Here is a 17,560-nt window from a genome sequence, read left to right on the forward strand (position 1 = left end):
GCGCTGATCATGGCGCGGAACAGCGCCTTTCAGGACACCGCGACGGCGGCGACCGGGGTGTGGCGCAGCAGGCCGTCCAGCGCGCCGGCGGAGAGCCCGGTGGGCAGCACCGGGCCGCCGATGGCGACGAGTCCCTGGGCGTGGATGGCGGCGAACATCTCGGTGGTGGCGACCGCGGTGACGACGGTGCGGACGTCGAAGGTGCTGGTGCTGTTGTAGATGCCGGTGAGCACCTTCAGCGCGCGCTCGGTCTGCCCGGCCGGGGCCAGGTCGCGGACGTCGACCATGACGACGTCCAGCGGCAGCCGGGCCAGGTGAGCCCACAGCGTGGCGCCCATCCCGTAGTCGCTGAGGGCCAGCTGCACGCCTGTCTCGTGCACGGTGTGCAGCGCGGGGATGAGCGCGGCCGACGCGGTCTGCAGCGCCTCCTCGGTGAAGGTCAGGGTGAGCCGGTCGGGGGCCAGCCCGGCCCCGGCGAGCGCCGCGGTCACGTCCCCGGTCAGGTCATCGGCGTGCACGTACCCAGCGGGCAGGTCGACGCACAGCAGCAGCCGGTCGCTGATCGCGGCGACCTCGGCGCAGCTCTGCGTGAGCACCCACTGCTGCAGCAGGCCGGTGTGGCCCTGCCGTTCGGCGGCGGCGTACAGCTCGGCGGCGGGCAGCGGGCCCAGCTCGGGATGGACCCAGACGGGGGTGGCGCCGGCGGCGACGTAGACGCCGGTGTCGCCGTTGACGACGAGGTCGTACCGCAGCTCGACGTCGCCGTCCGCGAGCGCCACCGCGACGTCGCTGGTGGCGGCGGCGAGGGCCAGCCGGTCGCTGGAGTGCACCCGCCAGCAGCCCTTGCCGGCCTGCTTGGCCGACCGCAGCGCGGTGTCGGCCTCGCGGAAGGCCAGCTGCCCGCCGCCGGGGCGGACCCGGGACAGGCCGACGCTGGCCCCGACGGAGAAGGTCCGGTCGCCGACCCGGTAGGGCTGGGCGAGCACCTCGACGATGCGCTGGGCGGCCTCCACGGCGGCCTGCTCCCCGCCGACCAGGAGGACGGCGAACTCGTCGCCGCCGAGCCGGGCGACCAGGTCCTCGCTGCGCATGAGGCCCTGCAGCCGGCGGGCGACCTCGACCAGCAGCAGGTCACCGGCCTCGTGGCCGGCGGAGTCGTTGACCGCCTTGAACCCGTCGAGGTCGAGCACCAGCAGGCTGCGGTCGCCGTCGGCCGGGCCGAGCTCGGCGAGCTCCTGGAAGAGCATGGCGCGGTTGGGCAGCCGGGTGAGGTGGTCGGAGAAGGCCATCCGCTCGAGCTCGCGCTCGCGACGGCGCCGGGTGGTCACGTCGCGCAGGTGCAGCACCCGGCGACCGCTGCCGGGGCGCTCGTGGTGGGTCACCTCGAGGTCGCGGGGGTCGCTGCCGGCCGGCCGCACGCGCAGCAGCACCGCGGGGGCCACGTCGCCGACGACGCCGGTCAGCTCGGCGCGGGCGCGGGCCCGGTCGTCGGCGTGCAGCAGGTCCAGCAGCACCGGGTGGGGGCCGAGCTCGGGGGTGAGGCCCAGCAGGGTGCGGGCCGCCGGGGAGGTGAACTCCAGCCGGAACCCGCCGTCGACGATCGCGACACCGTCGGAGCTGGCCTCGACCAGGCCGCGGAAGTCGGCCTCGCTGCGGAGCAGGTCCTCCGACATGCGCCCGCTGTCGCGGATGCGCACCACCAGGCGGATCAGCAGCAGCGCGATCAGCGCGGCGGACAGCGCGATCGCCCCCGGGGGGATGGTCAGGCCCAGCAGCAGCGCGGCGACCAGGGTGACCGGCACGCCGAACAGCGCACCGCAGGTGACGAGCAGGCCGGCGGCGGTGGGCGCCGGCCGGCCGGCCGGCGACGACGGGTCGGGGACGTCGGCCGGGGCGAGCTGGACGGCGAGCACCGCGGTGCTCAGCGCCAGCACGCTGGCCACGTCGGCGATGCCGACCCACACGGTGCCGCGCTCGACGACCAGCACCGCGAGCATCGCGGCGGCCAGCCCCTGGAACGCGGTCATCCCGATGATCGCGGTCGCCGACCGGCGCACCGCCCGGCTGGTCACCGTGCACAGCGCGCCGACCAGCCCGAGCGCGATGGCGGGGTAGATGGCGTAGCCGAGGACGAGCAGGAACAGGCCGGGGTCGATCGCTCCGGGCCGCAGCGCGGGGTGTAGCAGCAGCACGTCGGCCACCACCACCAGCGCGACCACGACCAGGACGCCGTCGAGGGCCAGCACCGGCCAGCGGGTGCCGCTGCCCCGCCCGGCGAGCAGGCCGGCGCAGATGATCGGGCCGACCACCGCCAGGATCAGCAGCACGTCGCCGAGGCTGGAGCGGGCGAAGACACCGCCCACCCCGAGCCCGGTCAGCAGGCTGGCCGCGGTGAACAGCAGCCCGCTGACGATGATCGCCGTCCACGGCCGGCGGGCGGCCGGCGTCATCGCCCGGGTGAGCCGGACGACGCGCTCGGTGGCCCACGCGGACACGGCGGCGAGCACGAGGTTGTCCCACTGCGGGGTCTGGTCGCCCGGGCTGAACGGCAGCGTGACCGCGATCCCGGCCAGCGCGGCGGCCACGACCAGCAGGTGCTCCCGGGCGATCCGCTGGGTGGCGGTCACGCGGCACCGCCGGGGTGCTGGTGCGCGGCCGCGGGCGCTGCGCAGGTGTCGCCGGGCAGTTCGCGGGCGAGGGCGCCCGCGTCGACCGGCCGGGCCAGCAGGAAGCCCTGGATGAACCGGTGCCCCATGTCGCGCAGCAGCCGCAGCTCCGCGGGGGTCTCCACACCCTCCACGACCACCGACAGCCCCAGGCTGCTGCCCAGGTGCAGCACGGAGCTGCACAGCGCCCGGCGCTGCGGGTCGGTCTCGACGTGGGCGAGGAACTGCCGGTCCATCTTCAGCATGTCGATGGGCAGGCCGACCAGGTAGGCCAGCGACGACCAGCCGGTGCCGAAGTCGTCGACGGCGATCCGGACGCCGATCCGGCGCAGGGTGGCCAGGTCGGCGGTGACGTGCCCGTCGTCGAGCAGCACCGATTCGGTGATCTCCAGCACCAGCCGGCAGGCCGGTAGCCCGCTGGCCTCCAGCGCGGCCAGGACGTGGCCGACCAGTTCGCCGCTGCGCACGTGCCGCGCGGAGACGTTGACCGCCACCCCCAGGTCGGGGTGGGGCAGGGCGGCGATGGTGGTGGCGGCGGTGGCCAGCACCCAGCGGCCCAGCTCGGTGATCAGCGGCGACTCCTCGGCCAGCGGGATGAACTCCGCGGGGGAGACGTCGCCGTAGACGGGGTGGCGCCAGCGCAGCAGGGCCTCCACCGAGACGGTGCGGTGCAGGGCCAGGTCGACCACCGGCTGGTAGACGAGGTGCAGCTGGTCGCCCTCCAGCGCGCGGGCCAGGTCGGTGCGCAGCGCGTCCTGCCGGTCCTGGGTGATGCGCAGGGCGTCGTCGTGCCGGTGGACCCGGCCGGGGCCGGCGGCCCAGGCGCTGCGCAGCGCCAGGTGGCCGCGGCGCAGCGCCTCGCCGGCGTCGACGTCGGCGGAGAGCGGGGTGACGCCGGCGGCGGCGGTCAGGCGCACCGTGCCGGCGCGGGTGGCGACCGGCTCGACGGCGCCGACCAGCCGGGCGGCCACGATCTCGGCGTCGGCGACGGTGCCGTTGACCAGGACGGCGAACTCGCTGACCGCGATCCGGGCCGGCCAGTCGTCGCTCCGCAGCACCCGGGACACCCGGGCGGTGAGCTCGCGCAGCACCTCGCCGGCGTCGGTGTCGGGCAGCCCGTCGACGCCGAGGACGACCAGGGCGGTCGAGCCGGTCGCCGGGGCGCGCAGCGACGCGGCCAGCCGCAGGCTCAGCGCGGCGCCGTTGGGCAGCCCGGTGGCGGGGTCGACGGTGCTGAAGGCGGCCAGGTCGGCGTCGGAGACCGGCGACGGGGTGGCCGCGCCGGCGTCGCGGCAGTACAGCACCAGAGCGCCGACGTCGGGATCGCGGCGCAGATCGTGGACCCGGGCCTGGATCATCCGCCAGTGGCCGTCGACGTGCCGCACCCGCGCGGTGCGGATCTTGGTCTCCGGGTCGCCGGGCACCGCCACGGCGTCCAGCCCGGCGAGCAGCCCGGGGACGTCGTCGGGGTGCAGGACGTCGGTGAGCGTCAGGCCGACCGTGCGGGCGGGGTCCAGGCCGAGCAGGTCGGTGATCGACGGCGAGCTCCAGCGCAACGTCAGGCCCTCGTCGAGGATGACGATCGGGTCGACGCTGCCCCGCACCAGGGTGCGGAAGTAGGCCTCGCTGCGCTGCAGGTCGGCGGTCAGCCGTCGCTGGGTGCGCCAGGACGCCGACTGGTGGGCCAGCAGGGCGCTCAGCCCGAGGAAGCCCAGCAGGCTCCCGAAGCCGGTGAGCCGGCCGGTGACCTGCACGCTGAGCAGCAGCAGCGACCCGCCGACCACGGCGGTGATGTGGGGCAGCAGCGCGCCGACGACGGAGCCGCCCCGGACGGCGGACGCCTGGGCGGCGGTCGGCGCGGGGCGGTCCAGCCCGCAGGCGACCGGCAGCAGGGCCATGCCGAGCACGCTGCACCCGCAGGCCAGCGCCTGCAGCAGCCCCGGTCCGGTGGTGATCGAGGAGAAGGCGCCGGCCAGCGTGTTGGCGATCTGCGAGGCGAGCACCAGGCCGGCGACGAGCCGCTCGTGCGGCCGGCTGACCGAGACCATCACCAGCGCGACGCCGGTGGCGATCGCGATGCTGCAGAGCAGGGCGAACAGGGCGACCGTCTCCGACGCGGTCAGCAGGCCGCGGCCGTGGACGGTGAGGCGGTAGAGCGCGTAGACGCTGAGCACGTCGGCGAGGACGAAGAGCCCCAGCAGGGCGGCCAGCTGCGCCCGGGCGCAGCGCACGGCGTCGCGGTCGAGCAGGTGCAGGATCGCGACGACGGCGAGCAGCTGGCCGGGGATGCTGCCCAGCGCGTTCTGCCCCCACGGCAGGACGGACGCCGCCAGGGCGGCACCGATCGCACCGACCGCGACGAAGGCGGTGAACCAGCGCCAGCCCGCCGGGTGGGCGGAGCGCCCGGCTGCACGGGCGAGGAGCAGGGTCACCACGACGACCGCGGCGAAGTTCAGCGTGACGGCGAGGCCGACCCCGAGCTGGCCGGGGACGAGGCCGGCCCCCGTGGTGACGGCGGCGGCCAGCCCGGCCAGCGCCAGGGGGCGGCCCACGGAGCGGCTCGGGCCGGCGCCGGGGCCGCCGGCAGGCGCCGGGGTGGCGGGGGTTCCGGTGGTCACCCTGCAGTTGTCGGGCGGCTCCGCAGCGCTCTGGACCGGGGCGTGCCCCGGGTCACCCGAAGGGGGAGGGGGCCCGTCGTCGGAGGTGTGCCGGCCGGGTCACCAGCGCAGCGGGCTCTTCGCCCGGGAGTCCGCCGTCCGGCAGACGCGGCAGTGCCCCCAGTTGACGATGGGCAGCGGGTTGCTGGGCTCGCCGCACTCGGGGCATTCGACCAGCTCCGGGGAGCGGGCGTCGCCGATCTCCTGGGAACGTTCGGAGTGGGTGGCCTCGTCGCCCCCGCAGGTGCAGCCGAGATGGTCGTGTGCGCAGCGTCCGGCCTCGATGGCGATGGCGAGCCTCCTGTTCCTCGGGATCAACGCTACTCAGTACCGCCAGCCCCCCGGACTGATGACGCCGGACGGCGTTCCCGGGCCGGGCCGGCCGGCCGCGGTTACCGTTCGCGCGTGCTGCGCCGGCTGTGTGCCCTCGTCCCCGCCGGCGTGCTCACCGCCTTCGCGTTCCTGCTGATCACCGGGCGCTACCTCAACGACGGCCCGGTGCTGGTGCAGGTGACCGCGAACCACGGTCTGCACGAGGGCGACCTGTTCGTGCTCGCCGGCTGGCTGGTGGCGCTGCTGGCCCTCGCCGTCCTGGCCCGGCGGCCGGCCGGCTGAGCGCCGCAACGCCCCGCGTACCGCCGGACGCGCGGCGCGCACCATCGGGTGGCAAGCTCTCCGCTGTGAAGACGTGGCTGGATGCGTGGCCGGTGTTCCGGCAGCTCACTGGGGACGATCCGCTCGGTCGCGGCAAGGCGGCCCGCAGCAAGGCGACCGAGGCGGTGGTCAGCCGCACCGCGACGGCCGACCGGGTCGTGCAGTCGGTCTGCCCGTACTGCGCGGTCGGCTGCGGGCAGCGGGTGTTCGTGAAGGACGAGCAGGTCGTCCAGATCGAGGGCGACCCCGACTCCCCGATCAGCCGTGGCCGGCTGTGCCCGAAGGGCAGCGCGAGCAAGCAACTGGTCACGAGCCCCACCCGGGTCACCACGGTCAAGTACCGCCGCCCGCACGGGACGGAGTGGGAGGACCTCGACCTCGACACGGCGATGGACATGATCGCCGACCGCGTGCTCGATGCCCGCCGCAAGGGCTGGCAGGACGAGCACGAGGGGAAGCAGGTCAACCGCACGCTGGGGATAGCGAGCCTCGGAGGGGCGACCCTCGACAACGAGGAGAACTACCTCATGAAGAAGCTCTACAGCGCCATGGGCGCGATCCAGATCGAGAACCAGGCCCGCATATAGCACTCCGCCACGGTCCCCGGTCTGGGGACCTCGTTCGGTCGTGGCGGCGCCACGAACTTCCAGCAGGACCTGGTGAACTCCGACTGCATCGTCATCGAGGGTTCCAACATGGCCGAGTGCCACCCGGTGGGATTCCAGTGGGTGATGGAGGCCAAGGCGCGGGGCGCGAAGGTCATCCACATCGACCCGCGGTTCACCCGGACCAGCGCGCTGGCCGACCTGCACGTGCCGCTGCGCGCGGGCACCGACATCGCGTTCCTCGGTGGGCTGATCAAGTACGTCCTGGACAACGACCTGGACTTCCGCGAGTACGTGGTCGCCTACACCAACGCGGCGGCGATCCTGCGTGAGGACTTCCAGGACACCGAGGATCTCGACGGCCTGTTCTCCGGCTTCGACCCGGAGACCGGGCAGTACGACGAGACCAGCTGGCAGTACGAGGGCGTCAACGTGCCCTCCTCGGCCGGTCAGCGCTCCCCGAGCCTGCCGGGCGGGTCGGCCTTCCGCACCGACGACGAGGGCGACCGGCCCGACGACGCCGCGAACGACGGCACCGCGAACGACGGATCCGACGACGAGACCGAGGGCGTCAAGGAGGCCGACCAGCAGCAGGGCGCCCAGGGCTCGGCCGACATACACGGCAAGCCGCAGCGGGACGAGACGCTGCAGCACCCGCGCTGCGTCTTCCAGGTGCTCAAGCGGCACTACGCCCGCTACACCCCGGAGATGGTCGCCGACATCTGCGGCATCGAGCCCGAGGTGTTCCTCAAGGTCGCCGAGTGGGTCACCGCGAACAGCAACCGCGACCGGACGACGGCGTGGGTCTACTCGGTGGGCTGGACGCACCACACGGTGGGCGTGCAGTACATCCGGACGGCGTCGATCCTGCAGGCGCTGCTGGGCAACATGGGCCGGCCCGGCGGCGGGATCCTGGCGCTGCGCGGTCACGCCAGCATCCAGGGCTCCACCGACATCCCGACGCTGTTCAACATCCTGCCCGGCTACATCCCGATGCCCCACGCCCAGCAGCACACCGACCTGGACAGCTTCTGCGCCTCCAGCGACGACCGGGTCGGCTTCTGGGGCAACATGCGCTCGTACACCGTCAGCCTGCTCAAGGCCTGGTGGGGCGACGCGGCGCAACCGGGGAACGACTTCGCCTTCGACTACCTGCCCCGGCTGACCGGCGACCACGGCACGTACACCACCGTCGCCGACATGATCCAGGGGAAGGTGCCCGGCTACTTCCTGGTGGGCGAGAACCCGGCGGTGGGCAGCGCCAACGGGCGCATGCAGCGCTTCGGCCTGGCCAACCTGGAGTGGCTCGTCGTCCGCGATCTGCAGATGATCGAGTCGGCGACGTTCTGGAAGACCGCCCCGGAGATCGAGACCGGGGAACTGGTCACCGAGGACATCGCCACCGAGGTCTTCTTCATGCCCGCGGCCACGCACGTGGAGAAGGAGGGCACCTTCACCCAGACCCAGCGGCTGCTGCAGTGGCGGCACAAGGCGGTCGAGCCGCCGGCCGACAGCCGCAGCGACCTGTGGTTCTACTACCACCTCGGGCGGCGGCTCCGGGAGAAGCTGGCCGGCTCCACCGACCCGCGGGACCGTCCGCTGCTGGACCTCACCTGGGACTACCCGACGCACGGGGAGACCGAGGACCCCAGCGCCGAGGCGGTGCTGCGCGAGATCAACGGCGTCGGCCCGGACGGTAGGGCGCTGTCGAGCTACCTGGACATGAAGGACGACGGCTCCACCAGCGGCGGCTGCTGGATCTACACCGGTGTCTACGCCGACGAGGTCAACCAGTCGGCCCGCCGCAAGCCCGGTCGCGAGCAGGACTGGGTGGCCGCCGAGTGGGGCTGGGCCTGGCCGGCCAACCGCCGCACGCTGTACAACCGCGCGTCCGCCGACCCGGACGGCAAGCCGTGGAGCGAGCGCAAGGCCTACGTCTGGTGGGACGAGGAGGCAGGTGAGGACGGAACCGGCCGCTGGGTCGGTCATGACGTCCCCGACTTCGAGGCGACCAAGCGGCCCGACTACGTGCCGCCGGACGGCGCGGTCGCCGAGGCCGGCCTGGGCGGAACGGACCCGTTCGTCATGCAGGCCGACGGGAAGGCCTGGCTCTACGTGCCGGCCGGGCTGGCCGACGGGCCGATGCCGGCGCACTACGAGCCGGCCGAGTCGCCGGTGGCGAACGCCCTGTACGGCCAGCAGGCCAACCCGGGGCGGGAGGAGATCCAGGCTCCGTGGAACCGGGGCAACCCGCCGCGCAGCGACGTCTACCCCTACGCGATGACCACCTACCGGCTCACCGAGCACCACACCGCCGGCGGGATGAGCCGCACGCTGCCCTACCTGTCCGAGCTGCAGCCGGAGTTCTTCGTCGAGGTCAGCCCGCAGCTGGCCGAGGAGCGCGGGCTGGAGAACGGTGGCTGGGCGACGCTGGTCAGCGCGCGTACCGCGATCGAGGCGAAGGTGCTGGTCACCGAGCGGATCCGGCCGTTGCGGCTCAAGGGCGGGCAGATCGTGCACCAGATCGGCATCCCGTACCACTGGGGTGAGCAGGGGCTGTCCACCGGCGACTCCGGGAACGACCTGTTCGGGGTGGTGATGGACCCGAACGTGCACATCCAGGAGACCAAGGTGGCCACCTGCGACATCCAGCCCGGGCGCCGTCCGCGCGGCAAGGCGCTGGTGCAGTTCGTGGAGGAGCACCGGCTGCGGGCAGGTGTGCCGTCGGGTCTGATCCCGACCGGCGGCCGCGCGCCGGTGGAGGGGAAGACCTGATGCCGATCGACCCGATGGAGGAGAAGCGCTCGTGACCACCGTCAGCTCGGCCAGCCCGGCGCTCACCGGGAACGACCCGGCCAACCGGCTCTACGGCCCGTTGCCGGACGTGAGCGGGGAGGCCGGGTACGCCGAGGACCACCCGGCCCGGGTCGGCTTCTTCACCGACACCTCGGTGTGCATCGGGTGCAAGGCCTGCGAGGTGGCCTGCAAGGAGTGGAACACCCTCCCGATGGACGACGCGGACGGCAACCGGGACGCCATGGGCCTGTCGGGGATGTCCTACGACAACACCGGGATGCTCGGGGCCAACTCCTGGCGGCACGTGGCGTTCGTCGAGCAGAGCCGGGCGGTCGACCTGCCGATGCCGACGGTCGGGTTGCCGGGTGCGGGCGCCGAGGGTGCCGGCCGGCACGGCGAGAGTCAGGCTCCGGGTGACGCGCACGCCACGTCGCACGGCGGGAACGCCGACGGCGGGCTGACCGCGCAGGCCAGCGTGCTCAACGTCGAGGCGCTCAGCGAGTTCGACCCGCAGACCGGTCACTCGGCCGACCGGGAGATCCGCTGGCTGATGTCCTCCGACGTCTGCAAGCACTGCACGCACGCCGCCTGCCTGGACGTCTGCCCCACCGGTGCGCTGTTCCGCACCGAGTTCGGCACCGTCGTGGTGCAGCAGGACATCTGCAACGGGTGCGGCTACTGCGTCCCGGCCTGCCCCTACGGCGTCATCGACCAGCGCAAGGACGACGGCCGGGTCTTCAAGTGCACGATGTGCTACGACCGGCTCACCGACGGGCTGCAGCCGGCCTGCGCGACCGCCTGCCCCACCCAGTCGATCCAGTTCGGCGACCTGGACGAGCTGCAGGCCCGGGCCGACGCCCGGCTGGCCACGCTCAAGGAGCAGGGGGTGGAGACCGCCCGGCTCTACGGGCGGGACGAGGACGACGGCGTGGGCGGCGCGGGGGCGTTCTTTCTGCTACTCGACGAGCCGGAGGTCTACGGGCTGCCGCCGGACCCGATCGTCACCACCCGCGACCTGCCGTCGATGTGGAAGCACGCGGTGGGCGGGGCGGTCATGGTGGTCGGGGTCGCGCTCTCCGCGATCCTCGGGTCCAGGAAGGGGCTGCGCCGATGACCCTCCCCGAAGCACCAAAATGGCCATTTTGGTGGGAGGAGCAGCTGTGACCGAGGGACTGGCCACGCCGGGCGCCGGCTGGCGGCGGGCCGACGGGCCGCCCGCCCAGGCGCGGGAGAAGAAGCGGCGCAGGGGCGGCCGCCGTGGCGGCGCGCGGGACGGCGACCCGACCGTCGAGGAGGCCGAGTTCACCTCCTACTACGGCCGGCCGATCATCAAGCCGCCGGTGTGGAAGACCCCGGACGTGCCGCTGTACCTGTTCCTGGGCGGCGCGGCGGGCACGTCGGCGGTGCTCGGCGCGATCGCCGACGTGACCGGTCGCCCGGCGCTGACCCGGGCCGCGCACTACACCGCGGGCGGGAGTGCGCTGGCGTCGGTGGCGTGGCTGATCCACGACCTGGGCCGGCCGGCACGCTTCCTGCACATGCTGCGGGTGATCAAGCCGACCTCCCCGCTGTCGGTGGGCTCCTACATCCTGGCGCCGTTCAGCGCGCTGGCGGCCGGAACCGCGGGCATCCAGCTGCTGGACGCCTTCCCCGGGCTGCAGAAGTTCGGGCTGCGGCGGATCGCCGGCTGGTTCCCCGGGTTGCGGAAGGTCGCGGGCACGGCCTCGGCCGTCTTCGGTGGCCCGATGACCACCTACACGGCGGTGCTGCTGGCGAACACCGCGGTGCCGTCGTGGCACGAGCCGTACAAGGAGCTGCCGTTCGTCTTCGCCGGCTCCGGCATGGCCGCCGGTGGCGGGATCTGCATGGCGTTCACCCCGGTTGCGGAAGCCGGTCCGGCGCGGAAGATGGCGGTCGCCGGGGCGGCGGTCGAGCTGGCGGCGATGCACAAGGTGGAGCACGACCACGGCATCGTCAGCGAGCCGTACCACCTGGGCCGGGCCGGCACGCTGATGAAGGCCGCGAAGGCGTGCACCGCCGGCGGCGCCGGGCTGACCGTGGTGGCCGGCCGCACCCGGGCCGGGGCGGTGGTCTCCGGTGCGCTGCTGGCCGCCGGCTCGCTGCTGACCCGCTTCGGCGTGTTCGACGCCGGCATGGCCAGCGCCCGCGACCCGAAGTACACCGTCGTCCCGCAGCGGGAGCGGCTCGAGGCCCGCAACGCGCAGGCCGCCGAGGGCGAGGCGCGCGCCGTCACCCGCTGAGGTGTTCGTCCCGGCCCGCCTTCTAGAAGGTGGTTGCTCCGTCTAGAATTCGATCATGGCTCTGAGCATCAAGACGACGGAAGCTGATGCCCTGGCCCGGGAGCTCGCTGCCGCCACTCATGAGACGTTGACGGCGGCAGTCACCACGGCCCTCCGGGAGCGATTGGCGCGGGTCAGGGCGCAGGAGGATGACGTACCGGCCCGCCTCGCGCGCCTGGCCGCCGAGTATGCGGCCATGTCGGTTGTCGATCGACGCAGCGCGGAGGAGATCGTCGGCTACGACTCCGCGGGGCTCCCGGGTTGACCGCGCTGGTCGTCGATACGTCGGCGATGGTGGCCATCCTGACCGGTGAGCCAGGAGGCCAGTGGCTGTCGACCCAGCTCGGTGCGGCGCCCGATCGGATCGTTGCTGCCCCGACCGTCCTCGAGCTGGGAATCGTGCTGGAGGCCCGCGCGCCGGCGGCGATCGGCATCGCCGGGCGGGCGCTGCGAGACGCTGGTGTGCGGGTCGTGCCGTTCGACGAGGAGCTGGCCGACCGCGCCCAGGACGCATGGCGGCGCTTCGGCAAGGGCCGTTCGGCAGCTGCCTTGAACCTGGGTGATTGCGTCACCTACGCCCTCGCGGAGCGCACCGGGTATTCGATCCTGTGTGTCGGCGACGACTTCCCTCGCACCGACCTGCCCGTGCTGCAGCTGCCGGATTGAGGCCTGGGTCCCGGCAGGGTCGTCGCCCCACCAGGCGCGTTCCGACGGGGTGAGCCACGGCTGCCGGTGCGGTCAGCGGGTGTCCCTCAGCGGGGCGATGCAGCAACCGTCGCAGGAGTGGGCGGCGGAGGCGCCACCGACCGACTGGAGATCGACGATGTCATCGGGATCGGGGTGCCCGATGCCGTGCGGGCACACGCGGTCGAAGTAGCCGTAGTACGCGCGCCAGACCTTGGGCCAGTTCCGCATGTGGTGGTCGCTGGGATGGTGCCAGGAACACCCACGCCCCGCGCAGTGGTCAGGTGGATGGGAGGCAGTGGGCTGCGTCATGGCCCCTCCTGCCTGGTCCGGCGCGGCGCTCGGGGTGGCCCACGTCGGTGAGCGGACGAGCGTCCGGCTGCCCGTCCGAGGGCACGATGACACATGCGGCGAGGGCCGGGGGAGCGTCGGCGGTCGGCCGCGGGAAGGGCGTCGTCGGGCGGGCATGCCGAGCAGTGTCGGCGGGGTGCGTGCGGTTCCCCGAGGTGCGGGCTGTGCGGCGGCTGTGCAGCGTCAGCGCCCCGGTCGGGCGGTCGGCATGCGGCTGAGCCGCGGCCGGCGGGTCGTCGTCACGACAGGGCGCCGACGTCGCGGAGGACCGCGAGCACCTCCGGCAGCTCGGCGAACGCCTCCCGGACGTCGTCGGGTGTGGCGACGGTGTAGGCGTTCTCCTGCAGGTACTGCGCGAGCGCGGCGTCGAAGGCCTCGTGCCCCGCTTCGTTCCGGGCCTTGACCAGGGCCGTGCCGCCGAGGGTGTAGACCGTGTCGTAGTAGGTGCTGCTGGGCCGGCGGAACTCGGTCCACGAGGTCATCGAGCCACCCACGGGTGGCCTGACGTCCTCGGACACGTGGGCGTAGACCGGCTCGTCGTCGTCGGCCACCATCTGGGCGAACGTCGCGAAGGACTCGTCCAGCCACGGGTCATCACCCTGGTCGTTGCCGACCAGACCGTAGAACCACATGTGCGCCAGCTCGTGCGTCACCAGGCCCCGGCGGGCGTCGGGGTCCACGTCGCCGAACTGCGCTGCGCCGGGGAACTCGATGCCGCTCGTCTGGCTGGACAGCACCGTGACCCAGAGGTCGTCGTACGGGAAGGGGCCCAGCAGGTCGACCAGGGCGCGCTTGGACTCGGCGATCTGGTCCAGCCAGTCCGCCGCGTCCGCCTGGTCGACCTCCTGGTCCAGGCCCAGGTGCACCCGGACCCCGTCGATCTCTTCCTCGACCACGTCGAGGTCCCCGACCGACACCGCCACGTCACGCACGGCCGGAGCGGCGTAGCGGTGCACGGTCGTCCCGTCCGGGCCGTCCTCCGTGCCGACCGCGCGGCCGGTGCCGAGCACCTCGTACTCCGAGGGGGCCACCACCTCCAGGCTGTCCAGCCTGAAGTCCTCGCTGACCGCCATCTCGCCGCTGACCGGTACCGCGGGGCCGCGTTCCCAGCCGCGGCCGCGTTCCCAGGCGAGCAGGGGGAATGCCGTGGCGAACCACGCCACCTCCGCGTCGGCGGAGGTGCCCATCCGCTCGTTCGTGTCCTCGCCCAGCTCGACGTCGAACTCGACCTCCACGGTGATCTCGTCGCCGGCGGCGGCACAGTTCTCGAGCGGGACCTCCAGCAGCGTGCCGGCCTCCGCGGCCTCCGGGGCGCCGGCGGCGATGTCCACCGGGTCCGCCGGCCGGCCGTCGACGCGCACCTCGGACACCACCAGGGAGTTCCCGGCCCGCGCCGTGATCGGCTTGTTCGGCCAGGCGCGCAGGACCACCTGGCACGTCGGGAGGTCGGGCGTGAACGTGATGCGTTCCCACCCCGCCACCGAGGCCAGGTCGTCGGCCACCTCGAAGCGCAGCTCCACCACCGGGCGGTCGGGCCAGGGCTCGGGAGTGGACGACGGGGCCGGCGGCTGAGCCGTGGTCGGTCCCGCTGTGGGCGTCGCCGGATCCGGGTCCGGTGACGTCCCGGTGCACCCGCCCATGAGGAGCACCGCGCCGGCCAGGGCAGCCAGGCGCCACCACCATCGAGTTCCGCGCATTCCCGTCCTCGGGTCGAGGCCTGGCCGGTCGGCCCGATCGCTCGACCCAGCATCCCGCGCCTGCGACATCCGCGCCGCGAGCCACCGGGAGCTTCCCATTCGAACCCTCATCGGCAGGCGGAAGTGACGCGCGGGACCAGCGGGTCAGATGAGACAACCATGACCCCACCGTGACCTTTCCGATGCAGAGAGTATGTGCCAACATCTCTCCGTCACTTCATAAATACGGACCGTTGCTCGCAGTGACGGACGACCAGAGGAACTTCTCTCGTGCGCTCTTCTCTCTCCATGGCCAGGCGTCCCGCCCTGGTGTTCACCGCCGCGACGCTGGTCGCATTGACGGCGGCCTGCGGCCCCGGCGACCTGAGCGCCCTCGGCGCGGGCGCCGCTGCGCCGGTGGCCGCAGAAGCCGGCGCGCAGTCCGCGTCCGGAGCCGGCGAGCAGGTCCCGGCCGTTCCCGTCGTCCCGCCGGTCGAGGAGACCCCTGCCCCTGCCCCGGCGCCGGTTCCGCCGGTCGAGGAGCCGGTCGAGACCTTGCCGGAGCCGACTGCCGAGACCGAGCCGGTGGCCGAGCCGACGACCGAGCAGGCGCCGGCCGAGCCCGTCACCGAGGCCGCGGACAAGGTGCGCACCCACGCCGCTGCTCCGAAGCACCAGGGCTCGCGCAGCCGGTCGGGCGGGTCGGGCCGGCAATCGACCGACACGCGGTCGACCGACACGCGGTCGGCCGGCGCGCCGGCGGCGAGCGCACCGGCTGCAGCCGCGCCCGCGCCCGCGGCCGCAGCCGGTGCCGCCAGCGGCGGCTCGGGCGGATCGTTCGCCGACCAGCAGCGGACGAAGTTCACCGCCGCCAACGGGCAGAGCGGCCAGTACCTCCGCTACGCCGCCGGCGTCGACCCGTCGCGCCCGGTGGGCCTGGTCGTCTACGTCGACGGAACCGGCGAGTACGGCGTGGACAACCCGAACGCCTCGTACGCGCTGGGCGGGTCGTCCGGGCTCGTCGCCGTCGCCAAGGCCCGCAACATGATCACCCTGGCCGTGGAGAGCCCCAACCAGTCCTGCGAGTGCTGGCACTCCGGCGACACCGCCGCCTACGCCGACTTCCTCGCCGACCTGATCGAGCAGCAGTACGGCAGCTACCCGATCGGTGAGATCTGGCTGGCCGGCTTCTCGTCGGGCGCGCAGGAGATCACCCGCTTCCTGGTGCCGCGGCACCCGGAGCTGATGCGGGTCGGTGGTGGCTGGGTGGTGTTCGGCGGCGGCGGCCCGCCGGCGGGCAGTTCCTCCGCGGTGAGCGCCGACCGGATGGCCGGAGTGCGCGGGCACTGGTTCACCGGCACGGCCGACACCGCTGTTCCGCTGACCGCTTCCTGGGGCGCGCGGGCCGGGGAGAGCTGGTACGCGGCCCGGGGCGTCCGGGCCACCTCCGAGTACCCGTCCGGGGTCGACCACGGTCTCTTCGGCCGGCTCGGCTCGACCGTCGCCCGGATGATCGACGCGGGCTGATCCGGAGCCGGCCCGGCGCCGGCCCGACGCCGGCCGGGGAGGGATCACCCTCCCCGGCCGGCGGGCACGACCCGGCCGTCGGCCGGCAGCTCAGGCGCTGCTGCGGGCACCGCGGTCCGCCGCGGGTGCTGCGCCCAGGACCTTGCGGCGGGCGGCGCCGGCTGCCTCGGCGACGATCTCCTCGAACGGGCCGCGGGTGTGGGTTCTGCTCCAGATGAGGGCGAAGGCGATCAGTACCGCGGTCTGGATCAGGAAGCCGGTGGGGCCGCCGGGCATGACCGGCCAGCTGAGCATGAGCAGGTGCAGGCAGTAGAGGGTCAGGGTCATGCTGCCGGCGGCGGCCAGTGGCCGGAGCAGGGTGGTGGTGGTGCGGCCGATGAGGATGCAGACACCGAGCACGGCCAGCGCCACGCCGATCGTGTAGGCCAGGTCCAGCGGGGTGCTGGAGTGCGGTGCCATGGTGGCCAGCCACCAGCCGGTGTCGGTGGGGGTGACCCCGGACCAGCCGGATTGCAGAACCCTGGCGATGTCGCTTTCGGTCATCGTCTGCAGCGCGGTCTCTTCGAGCCGGCCGCGGCCGCCGAGTACGTCGAGCAGCAGCCAGGACACCGCGGTCGACGCGGCGGCCAGAGCGGCGCCGATGAGGGTGAAGGACACCACGGTGCGCCGGGCGGAGAGCACGGCGCGGCCGACGGCCAGGCCGACGCACAGGTACGCCATCCAGGGCAGTGCGGGGTAGAGGCCGGTCAGCGCCAGGTCGCGGGCGACCTGCACCGGGTGGTCGGCCAGGTCGGTGAAGGTCAGGTTCCCCGGCGTGGTGGCGTCCGTGCCGGCCCGCAGCAGGTGGCTGAGCACGGGCATGGCGACCGCGATGGCCGCGGCCAGCCCGATCAGGGCGCGGATGGACAGTGCCAGCAGCGGGATGGCCAGCACGAACAGCAGCGCGTAGTAGGGCAGGATCACCGCGGCGTAGTCATCTGGGACCAGGTAGCCGATGGTGAGCCCGACCGCGCCGATGAGCAGCGCCCGCACGGCCAGCGAGGCCGCGTTGGCGGTCCAGGTGCGGCCGGTGGGGCGCCGGCGGCCGCCGCTGGCGAAGGCGATGCCGACCCCGGCGAGCAGGGCGAACAGCGCCGCGGACTTGCCCGCCGACAGCGTCCAGGCCAGCGACAGGGTGCCGTCGGCGTTGGTGGCGTCGATGTTGTGCACCGCGACCATGCCCAGCAGCGCGATGCCGCGGGCGGTGTCGATACCGACCAGCCGGGGCTTGGACCGCTGGGCCGGGGCGGTGCTCGGCGGGGTGCCCGAGACGTCCCCGGAGGGGACCGGCTCGCAGGCGTGGGCCAGCATGGCGGCCCCGCCGGCAGCCGGCTCGCGCGTCCGGGTCGCCGTCGATCCGGCGTGCCGCATCCCGTTCTCGGGGGCCTGCGGTTCGGCGGTCATCGGTGGCCCGCCGTGGGGAGGGTCCGGCCGCGGCGGTCGACGGCTGCTGGTGCGGTGGGTGGGCGGTTGACCTTCTGGGCGGGGATGCCGCACCAGGTGGTGCGGGTGGGGAGTACTTCGCCCTTCATGACCAGGCTCATGGCCAGCAGGGTGGCGTCTTCTTCGATGAGGGAGTCGTAGAGGACGACGGCTTTGGCGCCG

The 17,560-nt window shown here is 73.6% G+C and carries 13 protein-coding genes and 1 pseudogene; 7 read left to right on the top strand and 7 right to left on the bottom strand.

Features of this window, described 5'->3' with window-relative positions; translation table 11 throughout:
- Positions 1-29: 29 nt before the first annotated feature.
- From ACYVG5_RS09190 to ACYVG5_RS09200, 3 genes are all read right to left on the bottom strand, one after another.
- Entirely contained in the window at positions 30-2,627 is a 2,598-nt protein-coding gene (locus ACYVG5_RS09190; protein ID WP_222048916.1) for a diguanylate cyclase domain-containing protein, read from the bottom strand.
- Complete coding sequence (locus ACYVG5_RS09195) at positions 2,624-5,218, bottom strand: putative bifunctional diguanylate cyclase/phosphodiesterase (RefSeq protein WP_460683114.1); 2,595 nt, start codon at positions 5,216-5,218, stop codon at positions 2,624-2,626. The genes ACYVG5_RS09190 and ACYVG5_RS09195 overlap by 4 nt, the downstream gene beginning before the upstream one ends.
- Before the next feature lie 165 nt (positions 5,219-5,383).
- Positions 5,384-5,641, bottom strand: a complete 258-nt coding sequence (locus tag ACYVG5_RS09200) for a hypothetical protein (RefSeq protein WP_222048914.1) — start codon at positions 5,639-5,641, stop codon at positions 5,384-5,386.
- Between the two features lie 87 nt (positions 5,642-5,728).
- Between ACYVG5_RS09200 and ACYVG5_RS09205 the strand changes: the two genes are divergently transcribed.
- The 6 genes and pseudogenes from ACYVG5_RS09205 (at position 5,729) to ACYVG5_RS09230 (ending at position 12,344) form a co-directional block, all read left to right on the top strand.
- Positions 5,729-5,938: a hypothetical protein gene (locus tag ACYVG5_RS09205; protein WP_222048913.1), complete on the top strand. Its 210-nt coding sequence runs from the start codon at positions 5,729-5,731 to the stop codon at positions 5,936-5,938.
- A gap of 65 nt (positions 5,939-6,003) precedes the next feature.
- Positions 6,004-9,357 (top strand): annotated as a pseudogene (gene fdh, locus ACYVG5_RS09210) (formate dehydrogenase).
- Between the two features lie 31 nt (positions 9,358-9,388).
- The gene (locus ACYVG5_RS09215) at positions 9,389-10,492 is read left to right on the top strand and encodes a 4Fe-4S dicluster domain-containing protein (protein WP_222048911.1); all 1,104 of its coding nucleotides are present in this window, start codon (positions 9,389-9,391) and stop codon (positions 10,490-10,492) included.
- Between the two features lie 46 nt (positions 10,493-10,538).
- A complete protein-coding gene (gene nrfD, locus ACYVG5_RS09220) occupies positions 10,539-11,639 on the top strand; it encodes an NrfD/PsrC family molybdoenzyme membrane anchor subunit (protein WP_222048910.1) in 1,101 nt (366 codons plus the stop codon).
- A gap of 55 nt (positions 11,640-11,694) precedes the next feature.
- Positions 11,695-11,943, top strand: a complete 249-nt coding sequence (locus ACYVG5_RS09225; RefSeq protein ID WP_222048909.1) for a type II toxin-antitoxin system VapB family antitoxin — start codon at positions 11,695-11,697, stop codon at positions 11,941-11,943.
- Entirely contained in the window at positions 11,940-12,344 is a 405-nt protein-coding gene (locus ACYVG5_RS09230) for a type II toxin-antitoxin system VapC family toxin (protein WP_222048908.1), read from the top strand. The genes ACYVG5_RS09225 and ACYVG5_RS09230 overlap by 4 nt, the downstream gene beginning before the upstream one ends.
- Before the next feature lie 72 nt (positions 12,345-12,416).
- Here the strand turns inward: ACYVG5_RS09230 and ACYVG5_RS09235 are convergent, their stop codons facing one another.
- Together ACYVG5_RS09235 and ACYVG5_RS09240 are read right to left on the bottom strand one after the other, a co-directional pair.
- Positions 12,417-12,593, bottom strand: a complete 177-nt coding sequence (locus tag ACYVG5_RS09235; protein ID WP_460683115.1) for a hypothetical protein — start codon at positions 12,591-12,593, stop codon at positions 12,417-12,419.
- Between the two features lie 359 nt (positions 12,594-12,952).
- Positions 12,953-14,233 carry a M1 family aminopeptidase gene (locus tag ACYVG5_RS09240; protein WP_460683116.1) on the bottom strand — a complete coding sequence of 427 codons (1,281 nt, stop codon included), beginning with the start codon at positions 14,231-14,233 and terminating at the stop codon, positions 12,953-12,955.
- A gap of 465 nt (positions 14,234-14,698) precedes the next feature.
- Here ACYVG5_RS09240 and ACYVG5_RS09245 point away from each other — a divergent pair, with 465 nt between their 5' ends.
- Positions 14,699-15,916 carry a hypothetical protein gene (locus tag ACYVG5_RS09245; protein WP_222048904.1) on the top strand — a complete coding sequence of 406 codons (1,218 nt, stop codon included), beginning with the start codon at positions 14,699-14,701 and terminating at the stop codon, positions 15,914-15,916.
- Positions 15,917-16,006: 90 nt separating this feature from the next.
- On the opposite strand, the gene ACYVG5_RS09250 is transcribed toward ACYVG5_RS09245, so the two are convergent.
- Positions 16,007-17,359, bottom strand: coding sequence for a heparan-alpha-glucosaminide N-acetyltransferase domain-containing protein (locus tag ACYVG5_RS09250; protein ID WP_222048903.1), 1,353 nt, complete (start codon positions 17,357-17,359; stop codon positions 16,007-16,009).
- Positions 17,356-17,560 (bottom strand): hypothetical protein (locus ACYVG5_RS09255; RefSeq protein ID WP_460683117.1); only part of this gene is annotated, 205 nt, incomplete at its 5' end. The genes ACYVG5_RS09250 and ACYVG5_RS09255, both read right to left, overlap by 4 nt.

It is taken from the genome of Modestobacter lapidis (genome assembly GCF_054780755.1).

Excerpts from the sequence above, each read along its gene's own strand:
- ACYVG5_RS09250 (WP_222048903.1), bottom strand. The coding sequence starts at position 17,359 with ATGACCGCCGAACCGCAGGCCCCCGAGAACGGGATGCGGCACGCCGGA.
- ACYVG5_RS09225 (WP_222048909.1), top strand. The coding sequence starts at position 11,695 with ATGGCTCTGAGCATCAAGACGACGGAAGCTGATGCCCTGGCCCGGGAG.
- ACYVG5_RS09245 (WP_222048904.1), top strand. The coding sequence starts at position 14,699 with ATGGCCAGGCGTCCCGCCCTGGTGTTCACCGCCGCGACGCTGGTCGCA.
- ACYVG5_RS09235 (WP_460683115.1), bottom strand. The coding sequence starts at position 12,593 with ATGCGGAACTGGCCCAAGGTCTGGCGCGCGTACTACGGCTACTTCGAC.